Source organism: Pseudomonas sp. RGB (genome assembly GCF_007713445.1).
Classification (GTDB): domain Bacteria; phylum Pseudomonadota; class Gammaproteobacteria; order Pseudomonadales; family Pseudomonadaceae; genus Aquipseudomonas.
The window spans coordinates 92,375-110,182 of record NZ_VMSH01000009.1; the positions used below are offsets into that span (position 1 = coordinate 92,375).

Annotated in this window: 23 protein-coding genes; 17 read left to right on the forward strand and 6 right to left on the reverse strand. The window is 56.1% G+C overall.

From position 1 onward, the window contains the following. Positions 1-155 precede the first annotated feature (155 nt). Positions 156-812, reverse strand: a complete 657-nt coding sequence (locus tag FPT15_RS19495; RefSeq protein ID WP_145163841.1) for a LexA family transcriptional regulator — start codon at positions 810-812, stop codon at positions 156-158. 109 nt (positions 813-921) lie between these two features. Here FPT15_RS19495 and FPT15_RS19500 point away from each other — a divergent pair, with 109 nt between their 5' ends. The 9 genes from FPT15_RS19500 to FPT15_RS19535 all read left to right on the forward strand — a co-directional run bounded on the left by FPT15_RS19500 (position 922) and on the right by FPT15_RS19535 (position 6,104). After that, positions 922-1,101 carry a Cro/CI family transcriptional regulator gene (locus tag FPT15_RS19500; protein WP_145163843.1) on the forward strand — a complete coding sequence of 60 codons (180 nt, stop codon included), beginning with the start codon at positions 922-924 and terminating at the stop codon, positions 1,099-1,101. A gap of 211 nt (positions 1,102-1,312) precedes the next feature. Continuing rightward, a complete protein-coding gene (locus tag FPT15_RS19505) occupies positions 1,313-2,104 on the forward strand; it encodes a Rha family transcriptional regulator (RefSeq protein ID WP_256676496.1) in 792 nt (263 codons plus the stop codon). Beyond that, positions 2,101-3,030: a helix-turn-helix domain-containing protein gene (locus tag FPT15_RS19510; protein WP_145163847.1), complete on the forward strand. Its 930-nt coding sequence runs from the start codon at positions 2,101-2,103 to the stop codon at positions 3,028-3,030. Before FPT15_RS19505 ends, FPT15_RS19510 begins: the two co-directional genes overlap by 4 nt. Further along, entirely contained in the window at positions 3,017-3,805 is a 789-nt protein-coding gene (locus FPT15_RS19515) for a hypothetical protein (protein ID WP_145163849.1), read from the forward strand. Before FPT15_RS19510 ends, FPT15_RS19515 begins: the two co-directional genes overlap by 14 nt. After that, positions 3,802-4,245, forward strand: a complete 444-nt coding sequence (locus tag FPT15_RS19520) for a hypothetical protein (RefSeq protein WP_145163851.1) — start codon at positions 3,802-3,804, stop codon at positions 4,243-4,245. The genes FPT15_RS19515 and FPT15_RS19520 overlap by 4 nt, the downstream gene beginning before the upstream one ends. Further along, complete coding sequence (locus FPT15_RS29830) at positions 4,242-4,409, forward strand: hypothetical protein (protein WP_178119725.1); 168 nt, start codon at positions 4,242-4,244, stop codon at positions 4,407-4,409. The genes FPT15_RS19520 and FPT15_RS29830 overlap by 4 nt, the downstream gene beginning before the upstream one ends. Then, positions 4,406-4,921 carry a hypothetical protein gene (locus FPT15_RS19525; RefSeq protein ID WP_145163853.1) on the forward strand — a complete coding sequence of 172 codons (516 nt, stop codon included), beginning with the start codon at positions 4,406-4,408 and terminating at the stop codon, positions 4,919-4,921. Before FPT15_RS29830 ends, FPT15_RS19525 begins: the two co-directional genes overlap by 4 nt. After that, the gene (locus tag FPT15_RS19530) at positions 4,918-5,562 is read left to right on the forward strand and encodes a recombination protein NinG (protein ID WP_145163855.1); all 645 of its coding nucleotides are present in this window, start codon (positions 4,918-4,920) and stop codon (positions 5,560-5,562) included. The genes FPT15_RS19525 and FPT15_RS19530 overlap by 4 nt, the downstream gene beginning before the upstream one ends. Continuing rightward, positions 5,559-6,104 (forward strand): hypothetical protein, encoded by a 546-nt coding sequence (locus tag FPT15_RS19535; protein WP_145163857.1) that lies wholly within the window; start codon positions 5,559-5,561, stop codon positions 6,102-6,104. The genes FPT15_RS19530 and FPT15_RS19535 overlap by 4 nt, the downstream gene beginning before the upstream one ends. Before the next feature lie 67 nt (positions 6,105-6,171). On the opposite strand, the gene FPT15_RS19540 is transcribed toward FPT15_RS19535, so the two are convergent. From FPT15_RS19540 to FPT15_RS30405, 3 genes are all read right to left on the reverse strand, one after another. Continuing rightward, positions 6,172-6,408, reverse strand: coding sequence for a hypothetical protein (locus tag FPT15_RS19540; protein WP_145163859.1), 237 nt, complete (start codon positions 6,406-6,408; stop codon positions 6,172-6,174). A gap of 173 nt (positions 6,409-6,581) precedes the next feature. Further along, entirely contained in the window at positions 6,582-8,360 is a 1,779-nt protein-coding gene (locus FPT15_RS19545) for a GGDEF and EAL domain-containing protein (RefSeq protein ID WP_145163861.1), read from the reverse strand. Between the two features lie 1,164 nt (positions 8,361-9,524). After that, positions 9,525-9,740: a carbon storage regulator gene (locus FPT15_RS30405; RefSeq protein ID WP_145163863.1), complete on the reverse strand. Its 216-nt coding sequence runs from the start codon at positions 9,738-9,740 to the stop codon at positions 9,525-9,527. 159 nt (positions 9,741-9,899) lie between these two features. On the opposite strand from FPT15_RS30405, the gene FPT15_RS19555 reads away from it, so the two are divergent. Then, positions 9,900-10,271, forward strand: coding sequence for a chemotaxis protein (locus FPT15_RS19555; protein ID WP_025856073.1), 372 nt, complete (start codon positions 9,900-9,902; stop codon positions 10,269-10,271). Continuing rightward, positions 10,271-10,588, forward strand: a complete 318-nt coding sequence (locus FPT15_RS19560; protein WP_145163864.1) for a hypothetical protein — start codon at positions 10,271-10,273, stop codon at positions 10,586-10,588. The genes FPT15_RS19555 and FPT15_RS19560 overlap by 1 nt, the downstream gene beginning before the upstream one ends. 125 nt (positions 10,589-10,713) lie before the next feature. Here the strand turns inward: FPT15_RS19560 and FPT15_RS19565 are convergent, their stop codons facing one another. Then, the gene (locus tag FPT15_RS19565; protein WP_145163866.1) at positions 10,714-10,962 is read right to left on the reverse strand and encodes a hypothetical protein; all 249 of its coding nucleotides are present in this window, start codon (positions 10,960-10,962) and stop codon (positions 10,714-10,716) included. A gap of 710 nt (positions 10,963-11,672) precedes the next feature. Between FPT15_RS19565 and FPT15_RS19570 the strand changes: the two genes are divergently transcribed. The 5 genes from FPT15_RS19570 to FPT15_RS19590 are packed head-to-tail and all read left to right on the forward strand — an operon-like array spanning position 11,673 to position 16,560. Then, entirely contained in the window at positions 11,673-12,296 is a 624-nt protein-coding gene (locus FPT15_RS19570; protein ID WP_145164111.1) for a putative metallopeptidase, read from the forward strand. A gap of 30 nt (positions 12,297-12,326) precedes the next feature. Beyond that, the gene (locus FPT15_RS19575; RefSeq protein ID WP_145163868.1) at positions 12,327-12,788 is read left to right on the forward strand and encodes a DUF2280 domain-containing protein; all 462 of its coding nucleotides are present in this window, start codon (positions 12,327-12,329) and stop codon (positions 12,786-12,788) included. Then, positions 12,775-14,076 (forward strand): terminase large subunit domain-containing protein, encoded by a 1,302-nt coding sequence (locus FPT15_RS19580; protein ID WP_145163871.1) that lies wholly within the window; start codon positions 12,775-12,777, stop codon positions 14,074-14,076. The genes FPT15_RS19575 and FPT15_RS19580 overlap by 14 nt, the downstream gene beginning before the upstream one ends. Beyond that, positions 14,073-15,491, forward strand: a complete 1,419-nt coding sequence (locus FPT15_RS19585; RefSeq protein WP_145163873.1) for a DUF4055 domain-containing protein — start codon at positions 14,073-14,075, stop codon at positions 15,489-15,491. Before FPT15_RS19580 ends, FPT15_RS19585 begins: the two co-directional genes overlap by 4 nt. Beyond that, on the forward strand, positions 15,466-16,560 hold the full coding sequence (locus FPT15_RS19590) for a minor capsid protein (protein WP_145163875.1): 1,095 nt from the start codon (positions 15,466-15,468) through the stop codon (positions 16,558-16,560). The genes FPT15_RS19585 and FPT15_RS19590 overlap by 26 nt, the downstream gene beginning before the upstream one ends. Here FPT15_RS19590 and FPT15_RS19595 read toward each other — a convergent pair. Next, positions 16,525-16,992 carry a hypothetical protein gene (locus tag FPT15_RS19595; protein WP_256670891.1) on the reverse strand — a complete coding sequence of 156 codons (468 nt, stop codon included), beginning with the start codon at positions 16,990-16,992 and terminating at the stop codon, positions 16,525-16,527. The genes FPT15_RS19590 and FPT15_RS19595 overlap by 36 nt on opposite strands. Positions 16,993-17,070: 78 nt before the next feature. Here FPT15_RS19595 and FPT15_RS19600 point away from each other — a divergent pair, with 78 nt between their 5' ends. After that, complete coding sequence (locus FPT15_RS19600; protein ID WP_145163877.1) at positions 17,071-17,799, forward strand: hypothetical protein; 729 nt, start codon at positions 17,071-17,073, stop codon at positions 17,797-17,799. The last annotated feature ends 9 nt before the right edge of the window (positions 17,800-17,808 follow it).

Genomic DNA, 17,808 nt, shown 5'->3' on the forward strand with positions numbered 1-17,808 from the left:
CTGTAGCAGCCGGAGATGAAAAGCGAGGCGACTATTAGAGTCGCGATCCGAAAGGCATTCATTACCACATTCCCTTGTGTATACGAGCGCTAATCAGCTCGCGATATTTCGATTTAGCTTGCCGCTCGGGCATATCCCCCGGGCACACTTGCGGATCAGTAAAACTTCTGCAGCGCCTGCACAACCACGCCCACGATCCGGCAGTTCTCATCCACAGCTTCGATCGGGTAGCTCGGGTTCAGCGGTTTCAGGAACAACCGGCCGCCATCACTGACCAGCTTCTTGAACGTGGCCTCATTGCTGTCCGGCAGCTTGGCCACGACCAGCTTACCTGGTGCGACTTCCGCTTCGGTGTCCACCAGAATCAGCGTGCCTTCGGTAATGCTCTGGCCGGCCGGTGCCGTCATTGAGTCCCCTTTGACTGTCAGCCAGAAAGCTGGGCCTTTGGCGTCGTACTCCGAAAACTCGTAGGTGTCCGAGATTCCAGCCGGGTAGGGCTCCACTGCTTCCGCCCAGGCGCCGGCGGCAACCCAGCTCACAACCGGGTACCGGAATGATTTTGTTGGCTGGGCAGCTGGGGAAATGTTCGATTCAGAAGCCTCCCGCTCATCACCCTCGCCAATGGCCAGCCACTCAGCTCGGAAGCCGGTCGCTTTCGCCAGGGCGTAAAGGTTCTCCGGCCTGAGGCTTTTGCTCTCACCGGTAATCCATTGAGTGACGGCCGAATTAGCAACGCCGCAAAGCGATGCAATTTCCCCTTTCTTTTTACCGCTGACCTGTATGGCGCGGGCGATGCGTTCGTGTCTTTCCATGAACTCAATATTAAGTTAACTGAATTTAAGCATGCAGTAGGTATAAAACACCGTTGATGCCATAACTTAAGCATGCTTAAATTGCGACAGTCTCGAACGAGGATGCGCAATGAATACGCATGAAGTCGCCGAATTCTTCGGCAGCAAGACGAAGCTGGCACTTGCTTTGGGCATCCGTCCAAGCGCCGTGACCATGTGGGGGGAAACGATTCCCGAATCCCGGCAGTACCAGATCCAGGTTCTTTCCAAGGGAAAGTTCAAGGCGACAAAGAAAAACCAAGCCGCCTGACAGGCGAACCCTGCTGCCCATGTACCCAGTATCGGCCCAGACAGTCTGCGAAGTAAGAAACCTGAAGTCGCTGGAGTTTTATCCAGTGGCTTTTAAGAGAGGGGAAGCGGGGACCAGAGTGGGGAGTTGGTGCTTCGGCGCTGAATTACAGGCACAAAAAAGCCGACGGTCGAGGTCGGCTAATTCGATAACACTTTGTGAGTCCGATTATATGCAAAACCAGCCACATATCAATAGCACTACCAATCTCGCGCCACGTTTTCCGCAATCTGAAAACGTGGCGCGCAAAACTATGACCTCCCGCGAGATCGCCGAACTGGTCGAATCTCGCCACGACAGCGTGAAACGCACCATCGAGCGACTGGTCGAACGGAAGGTTATTAGTTCTCCACCAATGGTGGAATACCTCGACGGCCTCGGCCGCCCAGCTGCCGAGTACCTGATCTGCAAGCGCGACAGCTTCGTTGTTGTCGCGCAACTCAGTCCAGAGTTCACCGCCGCCCTCGTTGACCGATGGCAGGAACTGGAAGGGCAGGTCGCGCAACCACAGCAGCTCTCCACCATCGAAATTCTGCAGATCGCCATGGAGTCTGAAAAGGCTCGCTTGATGCTCACCGCCCAGGTCGAGCAGCAGGCGACGAAGATCCACTCCTTGGAGAACTTGTTCAAAGAGGGCATGACCCACACCCAGTTCTGCAAGGGCCTCAATGGGGTCAACGTCATGCAGGTGGGCAAGTACCTGGAAGCGCGCAGCTGGCTCTACAACGAGAGCAAGTCCGGCCTACGTCACCGTGTTGGCTCCTATGCACGCGACAAGTACATGACCGAGCACCAGGTCGAAGTCACCCCGCACGGTAAAGACCCTTTCATCTCCTATACACCGGTTCTGCTGAAGAAGGGCGCCACACGCCTGTACGATCTGTACCTGGCTAGCGAGCTGCCCATGAAGAAGACCTGGGACGGCTTGTTCACGCACGAAAAAGCAATGCGAGGTGCTGCGTGAGCATGGGCCTTATGGTCGCCGCGATGAAACTTCGCGTCGGTAATCCACTGCGCAAGCTGGTGCTGATCAAGTTGGCCGACAACGCCAGCGACGTTGGTGAGTGCTGGCCGTCCTACCAGCACATCGCCGATCAGTGCGAGATCAGCAAGCGCTCTGTCATGAACCACATCACCGCTCTGTGTGAGGCGGGACTGTTGCGCAAGGAGATCCGGAAGGGAGGCCCAAAAGGGAATTCGTCGAACGTTTACTTCCTGACCCTCGAAGGGGGTGGTGCACCTCCTGCACCAGGGGTAGTGCAGCAGATTCACCCGGGTAGTGCAGCAGGTTCACCTCCTAGTGAATCTCCTGCACCAGGGGGTAGTGCAGCAGCTGCACCCAGAATCAGTAACTCTCTTGAACCAGTCATGGAACCGGTCAATGAACCAATTGCACCCCCGGCTCCCGCCGAGGTTGTTCCGGCTCATTCCCGCGGCTTGGTGCTGGTCGTTGATCGCACCGATACCCCACGGGTCGAGATCCCCGCCGACATGCCTGGCCCCAAAGACCAGACCTGCAAAACCTTCAAGGTCTGGGCGAATTACGCCATGGCGTACCGCAAGCGCTACAGCGCCTGGCCAGTGTGGAACGCCAAGGTCGGCGGCCAGCTCGGCCAACTGGTCGACCGCCTCGGCGCCGATGTCGCCCACCACGTTGCCGCCCACTTCCTGAAAACTAGCGATGCGGCCGTCCTGCGCAAGTGCCACAGCCTCAACGAGCTGCTGGCCAACGCCGAGAGCTATCACACCCAGTGGGTGACCGGGCAGCGTATCAACGGGACAACCGCCCGCCAGATGGAACGGACAGAGGCGAACCACTCCGCAGCGGAGCAGGCCGCCCAGATGGTAATGGCCAAACGCCAAGCAGGTGACCGCAATGAATACCTTTGAAATGAATGACCAGCAGGTTGCCGGGCTGGCCGCCGCCATCTGCGCCACCGCCGAGGCCATGGGCCAGGAAATGAACCCGGGCACTGCCGCGATGATGGCTGAAGACCTCTGTGCGTATCCGGTGCCTGTCGTGAAAGGCGCACTGAAGGCTTGCCGCTTCGAGGTGAAGGGCAAGCTGGCGATGGCCGACATCCTGCAGCGCGTCCAGTCCTCCGACGGGCGCCCGGGCAAGGACGAGGCCTGGGCCATCGCCATGACCACCAACGACGAATTTGAAACCGTGGTGCTGACCGATGAGATCCAGCTGGCCCTGGCAGCCGCGAAACCCATCTTGGATGGCGGCGACAAAATCGGCGCGCGCATGGCGTTCATTGACGCCTACCAGAGGTTCGTGAGCCAGGCTCGCGAAGATGCGAAGCCGGTCAACTGGCACGTATCCGTGGGCTTCGACGCCAACCGGCGTGTGCAGGCTGTGACCAAGGCGATGGAGCTGAAGCGCATCCCGCGCGAACGCGCCCAGAAGTACCTGGCAGACCTGAGCGTTGAGCCGATCACCGAAGATGGCCGGGCCATTGCCGGATTGCTCACTGGCAACGTCACCCGGCCGGAGCCCGCCCTTCGCGCAAAGCTCGAGATCGTTAAGAGCTCGATGCTGGAAATGCGCAAAGCCAGCGCACAGCAGATGGACGAAATACGGATTGCAGCTGCCAACGAGTTGGCGGATCGCCGCGCGCTGCTGATCAAGCAGGCCCAGGAATTAGAGTCACGAGCATGACCATCGACAAGCAACAACTTCATAAACTGCTCTGGGCCGAAGCCGCGTCATTCCGGGCCGACTGCGCCGACTGGAAGCGCAACACCGAGGCGCTGGATGAGTTCCTGGGTGAGAAGACCGTGGAGGAGGTGGCGCTGGAGCTGCTGGCAGAGAACGAGTTGGCCCGCATGCGTATCAAGGAGTTGGATCTGCTGTTTGGTCGCTACCTCCTCGCCATGCGCTCGGCCCTCATCGAGGAAGAGCATGGCAAGGGCCCGGCCGCCGCAATGGCGTGGATCTACAACTCGCTGGCCGGCCCGGGCGAGCTACCTCCAGAGGGTGAGACCGACAGCCAGGCCTACTTCGACCGCGAGATCGTCGCAGTGGATAACGGAATGCAGGAGGTAATGGCGTTCCACGAAGGTCGACGCGCCGTCATGGGCAAGGGAGAGCCGTCATGAGCTACTTCCTTGCAGGGCTGTTCTTCGCCGCCGTGCCAGCACTGGCGGTTGGCCTGGTAATAGCGTTCTTTTCTGGGCCTTTGGGTGTGGTGGTGGTACTTGGCGTATTTGGTTTTGGTCTGGCTCTTTGCTTCCGCGGTAGTGGTAGGGAGGAGCGGCCATGACCAAGCCAGCCAAGCCACGCCCAATGCCTGTGTACCTGGTGCTGCGCCGCCTGGTCGATCCGGCTACTGGCAAGGAGGTGGCAGCGTTCGTGCCGTCCTCCGACGCTGACCGGTCGATACTCCGCGAGCGCGATTTTCGGATAAACACGAAGATTCGTGCCGACCTCAAGCAGCCACGCAACCCACGGTTCAATGGTTTGGTCCACGGCCTGGGCCGGGTGCTGAGCCAGAACATCGACCGGTTCTCTGGCAAGCAGTCCCACGCCGCCATTAAGGCCTTGCAACTGGAGTCGGGCGTGTACTGCGACGAGGAGTTGTTCGACATCCCTGGCCTGGGCCAGCTCACGCGCAAGACACCTCGCAGTCTCTCGTACGACTCAATGGGGGAGGAGACATTCCAAGACTTCTGGCGCCAGTGCTGCGCGTACCTGATGCTGCATGACTGGCCAACGCTCACGGAAGAGCGCCTGACCGAAATGGCAGAGTTTGAAGCATTCAAGGAGGCGGCATGAAGCGTACCGAACTGAAGCGCACCACGCCGCTCAAGTCCGGCGGGATCCAGACCCGGGCGCGCCGCCAGAAGTGCTGCGCCGTATGCCGGGTCAAGTTCACCCCGGTTCGAGACTTCCAGGCGGTTTGTGGTGAAATTGCTTGTGCGCTGGCTCATGCGCCGGTCAATCAGGTCCGGGCACGAAAGGCGCTGGCCGACGTTGAGCGCAAGGACATCAAGGTCCGCAAGGAGAAGATGAAGAGTAGGGCGGACCACCTGCGCGAAGCCCAGGCCGCGGTGAACGAGTACGTGCGCCTGCGTGACGCGCACCTGCCATGCATCAGCTGCGACTCGACGCCCATTGACAACGATCTCATGACTGGCAGCCGCTGGGACGCTGGGCACTATAGATCCGTCGGCGCCTGCCCAGAGCTGCGCTTCGAGCCGTCGAACATCCACCGTCAGTGCGTGAAGTGCAACCGAAACCTTTCCGGCAACGCCGTGGAGTACCGCATCCGCCTTGTGCTGCGCATTGGTGCCGAGAAGGTCGCATGGATCGAAGGGCCTCATGAGGCGCGCAAGTACACCGTGGATGAGATCAAGGCCATCAAGGCCAAATACCGGGCAATGACCAGAGAGCTGAAAAAAGGGGAAGCCGCATGACCTATCGCAACGTCGTTTCAGCAGTAGTTCGAGCCCTCGCGGCTGAGACCATCACTTCCGCCGGCGGCTGCGACTTTGAACCGAAGGTGCAGTGCGCTAAGCAGAAGGGGGAGATCGTCGGCAAGGAGGCTGCGTTTCTTCAGGACTGCTGGGTGTTCGGGCGGCTACACAAGGCGTTGAGCCCGGCGCACTGGCGGGCACTTGTGGCTAAGTACTCGACGCACCAGGAACGAAAGCATGGCGCCATTTTGGAACTGCTGAACTCGGTGAAGACGCCGGCGCCGAAACGGTTCCGTGAGTGCGCTGTACTTACCTGGGCCATCCCGCAGGTGTCCGGTGCCGAGGGCAAGCGCTCCGCCGCGGTGCTACCCGCTGCCTGGTACAACATTACTAATTGGGACAATGATGGTAAGCCGGAATCGACACGCTACCGCTGGCGTTCGTCTATCCGTAAAGCGTTAGACGACCAGGTGAATGCTGCGCTGACCGCTGCTCAAGACCTGCTCGATGCGGAAGGATTAATTGAAACTGTTGCTGCATAGGATGGGGCGCACTATTGAGATGGCGGGGAGTCGATGTTAGGGCTGCCCGCCGCCATGGTCATGTTTTTTAGAGCTCTTTCTTCATCTCTTTATCTACGTGGCGATCGCCCTTGTGCCGCTCGTTTTCTAGATGCTTCGCTTCCTTATCAACATCATGCTCGGCGCGGTCAGCGTCTTTGTCTGCATTACGTACATCCGTGCGCACGTCTGTGGCAATATCCCCCTCGGCGCTAGCGATGCCCGCTTGTGACATGATTCCCGCAGCTAGACACGCCACAACGAATACTCCCTTATATCCACGCATATCCTATCTCCGATTTCAGTCGTCCCTGATTGGGTCTAGTAAAACTAGACGGAGAATTGAAGGTTCTCAATGCTGGAGTCGACGTTTTCTAAGCGCGTATAGAGGCGGGACTCAGCGCGGAGGCTGAGAGATCAAAGGCGCCTCGGCATAGCACAAAATTGGGTGCTCTCGCCTTATCGAGATTCAGGTCTAAAACCTCCCTGTTGCAACCACTCGGTCAATAGACCTGCGCTCAGAGGCTTAGTAATCAAGTACCCTTGGGCCTCGGTGCAGCCCCATTGGCTAATGAGGGACAGAATCTTTTCGGTTTCAACTCCCTCTGCTACTACCCGATATCCCAGTCCTTTAGCGAGCTCGATCAATGTCTTAACGAGTCGCTTGTCTTTTTCATTTGCATTGAGGTTGCTAATTAGTGATTGGTCAAGTTTCACCGTGTTAACTGGAAGCTGTCGTAGATATGACCAGTTGCTGTAACCAGTGCCAAAGTCGTCCACAGAGACCTCTATGCCCAATTTTCGTGCGCGCTCCAGTTGCGCTATTACCGTTACGGGTTCGGACATAAGCATGCTTTCAGTGAATTCCAGCTCTAAATCGTCTGGATCAAGGTCGCTCTCGCCTATAAGGTCTTCGATTCGATCTACGAAATTCGAATTTTCAAGGTCGCCAACAGTTACGTTCATGGCCACTCTCAATTTAATCCCTTGTTCCTTCCACTCTTTTGCTTGAGTGGCAACTGCATCAAGTACCCAGAAAGTCAGAGGTCGCATTAATGCAGTCTTTTCAGCCAAAGGAATAAATTCAGCTGGACCTATAGGGCCGAGTGTCGGGTGGGTCCAGCGGATTAACGCCTCAACACTTTCGCAGGAAAAATCCGACAGGTTTACTTTCGGATGGAAAACCAAATTTAATTGGCTGGCTGACCGGACGGCCTCAGATAATGAGCTTAGTAGCACAAACGCCCGTTTCTGTGCTGCATCTAACTTCGGTTGATACAGTGACCATCCCAGATTGCGAACTCTAGCGTCGTCAGCAGCTCCAACCACTAAGCGAAGCCAGTCTTTCTCCCCTGAGTCGATAAGAGGTAACACGCCAATGCCTGTCTGCATCTGTATGGGAATCCCTTTGCAATCAACCGGCCGTTCAAAATCTGATAGTATCTTCATACACAGAGTCTCTATAGGGTCTATCGCATGTAGAAGAAAGCCAAATCGTGTAGGGCTGATTTTATATAAGACGCAACCTTTTGGTAATATCGCTTGAAGGCGAGTCTTGACGTTGAGCATTAGTTCCTGTGAGAAACTGTACCCGAGAGCTTTTACAACGTCGTTTAGAAATTTAGGTGAGATAACGTCCACAGCATAAAGATAATGTTCTTCGTCAGTGGTGCTGACGAGTCTTATATCTTCTTCCAATCGGAGTCGATTAAATAGGCCAGTTGGCTGGTCAATGTAGGTGCGTGAGCGTAAGCCCGTCATTCGCATAATTACGAGTTGAGCGAAATAAACGAGCATTCCCATGTCTCGTTTGCTCATTGGTTCTCTACGAGATGTATCGATAATGCAGAGACTACCGAGAGAGAAGCCGTCATCTGTAAGAAGAGGCGCGCCAGCGTAATACCTAATATAAGGTGGTCCATTTACCATAGGGTTATCTTTGAAGCGTTCGTCCATTCTAGCGTCTAAAACCTCTAAAGGGTTTTTGTCAAAAAGCGAGTGCGCGCAGAACGAAATACCGCGAGATGTTGAGTGTTCTGGGATTCCAATCCGAGCTCTAAACCATTGCTTATGCTCATCTACAATGGATATCAGTGCGATCGGTGCGTTGAAATATTCTGAAGTGATAGCGATTAACTTTTCGAAAACCTCATCACTCTCTTGGTCGCATGAGCAAAATTCTGCCACGCGCTTCAAGCGCACCTCTTCATAATCTGGGGTCGAATCGGCAGCATCCATGATCACCTCCGCTTGGAACACATATGTGTGTGAACATATCAGATGCTCATCACCAATTCGACTGCATTTATCTATGATGGTCATAGCTTTATTCGGTAGGATTGGTGCCGAAAGCGAGCTCATATGTTTAGGGTCGCCTAAAGCCGCTAACAATTCCCCTGAAATACTTGATGCTTAGCAACTGTAGCTATAAAAAATCTCCTTTTATCACAAAATGGAGTTGCGTCGAGTGAGAAAGTGAGAGATTATTCGCCCATACTGTCGATCTTACGCGTTTTGAGTTTGTGTGAAAAAAATGACCGCGCCGCTTCATTTTTCGCATCCATGGCTGGCTTTCTTTTCCGAACGCTGCGCAAACGGGGCAGATAAGGTGTCCTCATCGACCCGATCCCGAGCAAAGTGCGCACGTATCTAGATCTCTCCGGCCAATGCCAATGGAGAGGAGTGCTGCTTCGAACCTCTCGCCGTCCCTCATATTCGACAACCAAAGTTTTTGGAATATTTGGCGCTAGGCCTTCCGCATGATCTGCACACTGAGTTGGGCGTCGATTTAATATCGACCTCACTTTAATTTCATTGATTGTGACGTCCCTATTCGGGCACCCAGCATTCGCTGGATTTTTCCCGATAAGAGGCACAGAAAAGATCTGTACCCTCAATTCAGCCCAGTGAGCGGCTAGGTACCCGCGGTCAGGGCTCAGACTCAGATCGAGCAAATTGCGCGGGTGGTTATGAATGATGCGCAGTCTTCTCGCATTACTGTTCTCGTAACAGAAATTTCTGCGATGAAACTGCAAATACTTGGTGAGTCTGGAGAAGGATAAGAGGATAAGTTTTTTTGGAGCGCCGCTTGACCGAGGTCGAGTAGCGCCTTGCAGGTTGATCAGTCGTCAACTTTGCTAAATTTGCTAAAAACGTACTTCCGCAACTGACGGACGGTCATTGACTTTTCATTCGATATCCAATTAGCGCCAGAACTATGGTTGACAAGTTTGATACCAATTAGTACGTATCCAATGCTCATAATTTTCCCTTTTTAGAGCTGTTTCTTTAGTGGGATTTCGATACTAGCTGTAATAACTGGCCCGCCATTATGCGGGCTTTTTCGTTTTCTGCCCCGCCACCCCTCGCTCTGAGCAGGGAGTGCAGCCTGCTAACCCCGTTTCAAGCAAGTTCTACTGCGCCGTTCGGACGCTTGGGTATTTCATCGTCGTGAATACCACTCACCGCTTTGATTGATATGCGTTCGGGTGCGCTGAGGGCTAAATACACCGTATCTTCAACGACCTTAGCCACGTTGATTTGGATTTCGTCGCCTATACGCAAGCGCTTATTGGGAGTTCTAGTAATGACTAACAAAAGGCGATCCTCTCTGCTCAATTACTCATTTCGACGTCAATATTCCCTATCCGAAGTAAAATTGATGTAGGAATTATCTGATTTTTTGTGTGGAAATATCTTTTTGTCTCCGCTTCTGAATGATGCGGAACATGCAATTATTGAATCCCAGAATGGGAATAAATGCGGTTTGGAGTGAAGATGGACCCTACTGACCTAGGCCCAGGCACAGCTACCTGGCTGGGCGGTAGTGCCACCGTGGTACTGGGCGGCCTGCTATGGTTGCGCCGGTTCCTTTCTAAGGATGCAACTGACCGAGCAATGGACAGCGCCGATATCGGCACACTGAAGCGACTAAACGAGTTGCTGAACCAGGAGCGCGCCGCTCGCAAAGAAGCCGAGGCCCGCGCCGATCAATTCGCGAAGGAGCGGAATGACCTGGCAGCTGCCGTTGGGCGCATGGAAGGTAAGATCGAAGCGCTCACCAGCCAGGTAGCTCAACTCACTGACCGCGTGACGCAGCAGAGCGATGAGATCACCCGCCTTCGCACCAAGCTGGGAGGAATCGCCTAATGGACAGATGCGCATTGGAATTTATCGCACGCCGCTGGTGGCGCCGGGCCGAAGTTTGGACCATTGCTGTAGTGCTGGTGGGTGGTGGGGCAGTACTGGGTTACCAAGCCGCATACTGGTCGCTCGCTGATAAGCAGAGCAGCCAAGTGACCGACATGCGAAAAGCCTACGACACCGCCATGACTGAGCGCGACAAGCGCCTAGAAGAGCTGAGCCGCCGAACCGGTACCGCCGCCGACCAAGCCACGAAGGCTGCGACGACTGCTGCCAAAGCTGCCGACAAAGCGGATGAAGTCCTAAACCGAGCACCCCAGTGATGGCGTACTGCGGGTGCGCTGCCTACTTAGTTAAGTAGATTAGGTTGCTGGACTCCTGAGCAGGCTAGATGAACGCTCAGATCGTCATAAGCAAGAGTAAGTGAGTGCAACATCGCTCTATACGTTTATCGCTTGACGAGGTGCAGCGCGTGCTTCCCTCTTCGAGCAGGACTATGCATTGCTCCATCGAGGACGCTCAGCCGGCGAACTTGCGCTTGAAGAGCAATCATTGCACCTTTGAGGTGCTCAATTTGGTCTATGAAAGATGGATCTTGAGCAAGTGGAGTGCCTTTGATCATTGCGAGGGTACTTGCCAGCTGCCTGTAATTATTTGCGGCATGGGCAAGCTCTCGTTCAATTTCTTCTTTATTCACTAGCGCTCCAAATTTTTTATTTGCACCTAAATATAGGTCGGCACTGGCGCTCAGAAAGTTTAATTGGTGTGACGAGCGGCTAACGGTACGCCGTACCCAACGCGCCATATTTTTCGAATGCGCCCAAACGTGGCGCGAGGCTTTGCAACTGAGCAACCTCGTCCGACTGCTTCACAGTACGCCAGTGATCCCGGATATCAATACTGCGGTAAGCGCTATCGACAAGGCTATTGCCGATGCCACGGCAGCGTTGTCTACCAGCGTTCCTAAAGGCTTGATCATTGGATTGCTCCATGGTCACCATGCAGGCCTATGAGATGGTATCTCAATGAATACCATTGCCCACTAAAACGGCCTGATCGATTGTGACTTTGAGGTAGCCAGCGGTGAATCAGCACCGATACTGCTCGCTATCGTCTGTTAATAAATGAGATTTGAGCTTCCACTCTCGCCCGAATGGCGCTGGATTTCCCTTGGAAGTGAATGGTTCCCTTTGGATAGATGTTGATTACCATGCCATCAGGAAATACAAACTGTAGGGCTCCGACCGCATTGACCGCAGACCGACTGGCATCAGGGTATGCATTTTCAATATGCTTAACGAGTCTTCGGGGGTCATGGCATGACATCACCATTTGCTGCTCCTTAGCTATGCGAGTCACATATTTGCAGGTATTAGCTACTTATTTCAAGTTTGGAAAGGTGTGATTTTGAGTTGGCCGAGACCCCCTCCCTCAGCGCTTCATCTGGCCGATCTGCCAGACTTCCTAATTCGCCTAACACCAGCGCCGGAGGTATGGGACTGGCTACAAGCCGAGATACTTGCCGACACCGGCAGCCTTTACAACCAAGACCATGCCCATTTGCTGGATGCAGGTATCCGTGTCATGTGGGCGTCGTCGAGCTTCGAGAAACAGGGACTCACAGTTCTTGGCCAGGCCGAACAGGTAGCGTTCCGCGCCGGCGGTTGGCAGAAAGCCCGGATGGAGCAACAGATGCGTGATTGGTTCGGCGATGTGCCGGCCTTCATCATCACCCTGGCGGCCGACTACTGCGCCCAGTGCAGCGACCTTGAGTTCTGCGCCCTGATCGAACACGAGCTGTATCACCTGGCTCATGCGACCGACAAGTACGCTCAACCAGCATTCACCCAAGACGGCGCACCGAAGATCAAGCTGCAGGGCCACGACGTTGAAGAGTTCGTCGGTGTCGTCCGCCGTTATGGTGCAAGCCCTGACGTTCAAGCGTTGGTGGACGCTGCAAACAGTCCTGCTGAGGTGGGGAAATTGAACATATCGAGGGCCTGCGGAACCTGTCTGCTCAAGTCGGCCTGATTTTAGACAGGTTAAGACGGATGATCGCCAATGGCAGCTCTTCGAAGTGAGGTGAAAGCCTTTATTGTTCAGGCTCTCGCGTGCTTTGATACACCTTCTCAGGTGGTTGAGGCGGTCTTAAAAGAATTCAACGTTGTTGTCACTCGTCAGCAGTGCGAATCACACGACCCAACAAAGGCAGCCGGTAAGGCGCTGGGCGAGAAGTGGGCAACGATGTTCCGAGAGAGCCGCAAGCGGTTCCGCGAAGAGACTGAAGACATCCCGATCGCCAATCGAGCCTTCCGACTGCGCGCCCTGAGCCGCATGGCTGAGAAAGCCGAAGGCATGAAGAACATGGCGCTCACTGCCCAGCTACTGGAGCCGGCTGCCAAAGAGTGCGGCGACATCTACGTCAACCGGGCACGGAAGGAAGAGGCCGGTGATGAACCGGTGATCCCGACCCGCATCCAGGTCGACGTGGTGGATGCGAGGAAGCCGAATGCCGAGCCTTAACGTTCCGCAGGCTCAGTTCCTCACGCTGCCTCACAAATTCCGTGCGTTCGTTGCCGGGTTCGGCTCAGGCAAGACCTGGGTGGGCTGTTCGGCACTGAGTAAGCACTTCATGGAGTGGCCCGGCGTCAACGCTGGCTACTTCGCACCGACTTACCCGCAGATCCGGGACATCTTCTATCCGACCATGGATGAGGTGGCCTACGACTGGGGGCTCAAGACCAAGATCAACCAGGCGAACCACGAGGTTCACATCTACAGCGGTCGGCAGTACCGCGGCACTGTGATTTGCCGGTCGATGGAGAAACCGCAGACGATTGTCGGTTTCAAGATTGGTCACGCCCTGGTGGATGAGCTGGACGTACTGACTGCCATCAAGGCTCAGCAGGCCTGGCGCAAGATCATTGCCCGTATGCGCTACAACCTTCCGGGGCTGAAGAACGGCGTGGACGTCACCACGACGCCGGAAGGCTTTAAGTTTGTCTTCCTGCAATTCGTGAAGCAGTTGCGCGACAAGCCGTCACTGAAAGAGATGTACGGCCTGGTGCAGGCCAGCACGTTCGACAACGAGCTGAACCTGCCGGATGACTACATCGCCTCTCTGATGGAGTCATATCCGCCCCAGTTGATCATGGCGTACCTCAAGGGCCAGTTCGTCAACCTTACGTCGGGAACGATTTACACGGCTTACGACCGCAAGCTCAACGGGTGCTTCGACACCGTGCAGCCCGGCGAGCCGCTGTTCATCGGTATGGACTTCAACGTCGGGAAGATGGCGGCGATCACCCACGTCAAGCGCGACCAGGGGTTGCCCAGGGCCGTGGATGAGCTTATCGACGGTTACGACACGCCCGACATGATCCGCCGGATCAAAGAGCGCTACTGGCAGCACGACGGCAACGACTTCAAGAAGACGTGCGAGATCAGGATTTACCCGGATGCCTCGGGTGATTCACGCAAGTCCCTGAACGCCAGCATCACCGACCTTGCCATGCTCAAGCAGGCCGGGTTCGCGGTCATCGCTCCAGCGGCAAACCCGCCCGTGAAGGACCGAATCAACGCAATGAACGCCGTCTTCTGCAATGCGCAGGGCGAGCGCCGCTACCTGGTCAACCCGTTCACCTGTCCAACTTATGCCGATGGCCTGGAGCAGCAGGTGTGGGGCGCGAACGGGGAGCCAGACAAAACCGCCGGCATCGATCACGCGAACGACGCCGGCGGCTACTTCATCCACCGCGAGTACCCGATCATCAAACCGGTCACCGCTATCAAAATGGGATACGCCCGATGAGCAACGACGTCTCCTTCAAACGGGCGGAATACACGGCAGTCCTGGACCGCTGGGCGACCGTTCGCGACGTCTGCGCGGGCCAGCACCGGGTAGTCGATCGGCTGCCGTACATAAACGCGCACGACAAGTCGCCGGAGAACGAAGACCGGAATCGGGCTTACCGCGAGCGGGCGGTGTTCAAGAACGCAACCGGGCACACCCGTAACGGGCTGCTGGGTCTGGCCTTCCATAAAGACCCGACACTCACGGTGCCGAAGAAACTGGAATACCTGCAGGACAACGCCAACGGCTCCGGAGTGAGCATTTATCAACACTCCCAGGGCACGCTTGAAAAGGTGCTTGAAGCTGGTCGCCACGGTCTGTACGTCGACTATCATCAGGACGACGGCATCGGCGGGCACTCGGTGATCCTGTCCTACTGCGCTGAAGACATCATCAACTGGCGCACAGGCATGGTGAACGGTCACAGCGTGCTGACGCTGGTGGTCCTGCGCGAGTCGCCGGAGATTCCTGACGGCTTCGGCTACAAGACGGCTGAGCAGTACCGGGAGCTGGCGCTTGAGGATGACGGCTTTGTTTGCCGCGTCTGGCGCCGGTCCGGTCCGAAAGGTGGCGGGCCGCTTGCGGTCATCGACGAGTTCAAGCCCGAAGGCGTAACCGGTCGCCTCAAGGAGATCCCATTCACCTTCGTCGGCGCGCAGAACAACGACCCAAGCATCGACGAGTCGCCGCTGTACGACATCGCCATGATCAACCTGGGCCATTACCGGAACAGTGCCGATTACGAAGACAGCGTCTTCTGGTGTGGTCAGGCTCAGCCGTGGATCAGCGGCCTTGATGAGCAGTGGCGCGACTGGATGGAGAAGAACGGCGTCTATGTAGGCTCCAGGGCGCCGATGATGCTGCCGGCGGGTGGTGCATTCGGCTACGCACAACCGGCGCCGAACACGCTGGTCAAGGAGGCAATGGCCGATAAGAACCAGATGATGATCGAACTCGGCGCACGGATGGTGGTGGCTTCACTTGCCACCAAGACAGCTACCGAGTCGCGCGGCGATCAGTCGGCATCCACATCGGTGCTCGCTGGCTGTGTGGCAAACGTCAGCGAGGCATACACGCGAGCCATCATGTGGTGCTGCGCTTACATGGGGATTGCCGACAAAAAGGTTGCCTACCAGGTCAATCAAGAGTTCGTAGAGCTGACGGCTGATCCGCAGATGATCGCTGCGTTGGTTTCGCTCTGGCAGCAACGCGGTTTCGCTAAGGCCGACTTGCGGGCCTACCTGCGCAAACTTGGCCTGATTGCGCCAGAGCGTACAGACCTGCAGATCGACGGCGAATTGCAGGAGCAGGGCGACGGTCTAGGCCTGGACGATGAGGACAAACCAAATGGCGGCAAACCAAGCAATCCTTGACGCCACGATCCGGCACGCGGTCTTCCTCGAAAAGCTCAAGGCGGGGGAGGTGGGCAAGTTTGCACCCTTCCTAAAGGAGATTGACCGATGTATACGGGATCGGCTGATCCAGTCGGACCTGACTGAGTACAACGTCAAGCGCCTGGAAGCGCTGCTGAAAGAGGTGGATAGCCTGCTGCTGGGCATCTTCGACCGCTACAGCGCGCAACTGAACCTCGACCTGGTGGACATCGCCAACTACGAGGCCGAATTTGAGGCGACCAGCCTTGCCAGGTCGGCGCCGGTTGGCGTTTCGCTGGATGTGGTCGCGCCGACGGCCGCTGCAATTCGCACCGCAGTGCTGACGAACCCGCTCAGTGTACGTGGCACCGGCGGCGGGAAGCTGCTTAAGGCCTTCATCAAGGGCTGGACCAGTGCAGAGCGTGAGCGCGTCACCGGCACGATCCGGCAGGGCTTCTTCGAAGGGCAGACGAACTTCCAGATCATTCGCAACATTCGCGGCACCAAGGCGGCAGGGTACAAAGACGGCATCCTGGCCACCACCAACCGCAATGCCAGCACGGTCGTGCATACCGCGATTCAGCATGTGGCCTCCCAGGCGCGGATGGAGGTCGCAAAGGCCAACACGGATATCGTGCAAGAGATCCAGATGGTGGCCACGCTGGATAGCAAGACCAGCCAGTTGTGCCGCTCGATGGACAAACGCAAGTTTCCGGTGGATTCCGGCCCAAGACCGCCTTTCCACCCTAACTGCCGCACCACCTTCATTCTGTTGACCAAGCTCAGCGCGATGTTCGCCAAGGGCGCAACGCGTGCCTCGGTAGGTGCTGACGGCGGAAAGCAGGTCAGTGCTGACATCGATTACTACCACTGGCTCCAGCAGCAGCCAGCCTCGTTCCAGGACGAGGCAATCGGTCCTATGCGGGCCAAGCTGTTTCGCGAGGGTGGTCTAAGCGTTGAACGCTTCGCAGAGCTGCAGCTTGACCGCAACTTTGCGCCATTGACTCTCGCGCAGATGAAAACACTGGAACCATTAGCGTTCCAAAGGGCAGGCGTCGGCCCGAATTGATCCTAAGGCGTCTGATATCAAGCCCCACGCCTCTCTGTACTGCTCAAGATCGGGCAAGTGCTTCAGGTCCACCTTGCTCCAGCCCTCAGATCTAGGAAGGGCCTGGATCGTTGCTACTGGCAAAACATAGTAATGCGGTGGGATAGGCTGCTTTTTTCCGTCTGGAGATCCGCGATTGAGGAATACCGCGACCACAAACTCGCAATCGAAGTTTTTGATGGGGAATCCAGTCGCACCTGTTCTCCAACGGCTTTTTACCTGAACTCGAACGGAAGAGTTTTGCGCAGCGTCGGTAGCCACGATGTCGTATCCAGGCATGTTGGTATAAGTCTTGTAAGCGGCGATTTTGTGAATCAGCAATTGCCCTAGCACGAGAAATTCAGCTCCTTCGCTTTCCAGCCTTGTGTCCATCCGCGCCATAACTTTCACCATTTTTATCGCCCCTGAAATAGGGACGCGATTTCATTTGCCTGCGAGGCAGGCTAATCCAAACCCAAGGGGTGCATCAACGTGGCAGAAGAAAACGAAATCGACCTGGAAAACCCGGCAATCAAGGCCGCTATCGCGACTGCCGTTGAAGCATCTGTGTCTGGTCTCAAAACCAAGAACTCGGAACTGCTGGGCAAGCTGAAGGAAACCTCCGGCAAGCTGACCCAGTTCGAAACACAGTTTGAAGGCATCGACATTGAAGCCGTCAAAGGACTGCTCAACCGTGCCGGGCAGGACGAAGAAACCAAGCTGCTGACCGAGGGCAAGGTGGACGAAGTCTTCAACCGCCGGACCGAGCGTCTGCGTGGTGACTACGACAAGCAGCTGAAGACCATCAGCGAGCGCGCCGAGAAGGCTGAATCGTTCGCTGCTAAGTTCCAGGGCAAGGTTCTGGGTGACTCGGTACGCGGTGCGGCACTGAAGGCCGGCGCTCTGCCAGAAGCAACCGACGACATCATCCTGCGCGCCAAAGGCGTGTTCACCCTTAACGAAGATGGCGATGCAGTCGCCGTTGATGAATCCGGCCAGGTCATCCTCGGTAAAGACGGCAAAACCCCTTTGACTCCGCTCGAATGGGCGGAATCTCTGCGCGAAAGCGCACCTCATCTGTGGCCAAGGGCTTCAGGGACATTTGCCCCGGGCGGGGGTGGCGGCAAGGCTGCATTCAAGCGCTCCGAAATGACCTCCGAGCAGAAGCGCGACTTCCAGCGCAAGCACGGCCAAACCGCATATCTCGCATTGCCCAAGTAAGGAGATTGA

Bases quoted from the DNA above. Each gene is read 5' to 3' on its own strand.
- FPT15_RS19495 (WP_145163841.1), bottom strand. From the start codon at position 812: ATGGAAAGACACGAACGCATCGCCCGCGCCATACAGGTCAGCGGTAAA.
- FPT15_RS19500 (WP_145163843.1), top strand. From the start codon at position 922: ATGAATACGCATGAAGTCGCCGAATTCTTCGGCAGCAAGACGAAGCTG.
- FPT15_RS19505 (WP_256676496.1), top strand. From the start codon at position 1,313: ATGCAAAACCAGCCACATATCAATAGCACTACCAATCTCGCGCCACGT.
- FPT15_RS19515 (WP_145163849.1), top strand. From the start codon at position 3,017: ATGAATACCTTTGAAATGAATGACCAGCAGGTTGCCGGGCTGGCCGCC.
- FPT15_RS19520 (WP_145163851.1), top strand. From the start codon at position 3,802: ATGACCATCGACAAGCAACAACTTCATAAACTGCTCTGGGCCGAAGCC.
- FPT15_RS29830 (WP_178119725.1), top strand. From the start codon at position 4,242: ATGAGCTACTTCCTTGCAGGGCTGTTCTTCGCCGCCGTGCCAGCACTG.
- FPT15_RS19525 (WP_145163853.1), top strand. From the start codon at position 4,406: ATGACCAAGCCAGCCAAGCCACGCCCAATGCCTGTGTACCTGGTGCTG.
- FPT15_RS19530 (WP_145163855.1), top strand. From the start codon at position 4,918: ATGAAGCGTACCGAACTGAAGCGCACCACGCCGCTCAAGTCCGGCGGG.
- FPT15_RS19535 (WP_145163857.1), top strand. From the start codon at position 5,559: ATGACCTATCGCAACGTCGTTTCAGCAGTAGTTCGAGCCCTCGCGGCT.
- FPT15_RS19540 (WP_145163859.1), bottom strand. From the start codon at position 6,408: ATGCGTGGATATAAGGGAGTATTCGTTGTGGCGTGTCTAGCTGCGGGA.
- FPT15_RS19545 (WP_145163861.1), bottom strand. From the start codon at position 8,360: ATGGATGCTGCCGATTCGACCCCAGATTATGAAGAGGTGCGCTTGAAG.
- FPT15_RS19555 (WP_025856073.1), top strand. From the start codon at position 9,900: ATGGACCCTACTGACCTAGGCCCAGGCACAGCTACCTGGCTGGGCGGT.
- FPT15_RS19560 (WP_145163864.1), top strand. From the start codon at position 10,271: ATGGACAGATGCGCATTGGAATTTATCGCACGCCGCTGGTGGCGCCGG.
- FPT15_RS19575 (WP_145163868.1), top strand. From the start codon at position 12,327: ATGGCAGCTCTTCGAAGTGAGGTGAAAGCCTTTATTGTTCAGGCTCTC.
- FPT15_RS19580 (WP_145163871.1), top strand. From the start codon at position 12,775: ATGCCGAGCCTTAACGTTCCGCAGGCTCAGTTCCTCACGCTGCCTCAC.
- FPT15_RS19585 (WP_145163873.1), top strand. From the start codon at position 14,073: ATGAGCAACGACGTCTCCTTCAAACGGGCGGAATACACGGCAGTCCTG.
- FPT15_RS19590 (WP_145163875.1), top strand. From the start codon at position 15,466: ATGGCGGCAAACCAAGCAATCCTTGACGCCACGATCCGGCACGCGGTC.
- FPT15_RS19595 (WP_256670891.1), bottom strand. From the start codon at position 16,992: ATGGTGAAAGTTATGGCGCGGATGGACACAAGGCTGGAAAGCGAAGGA.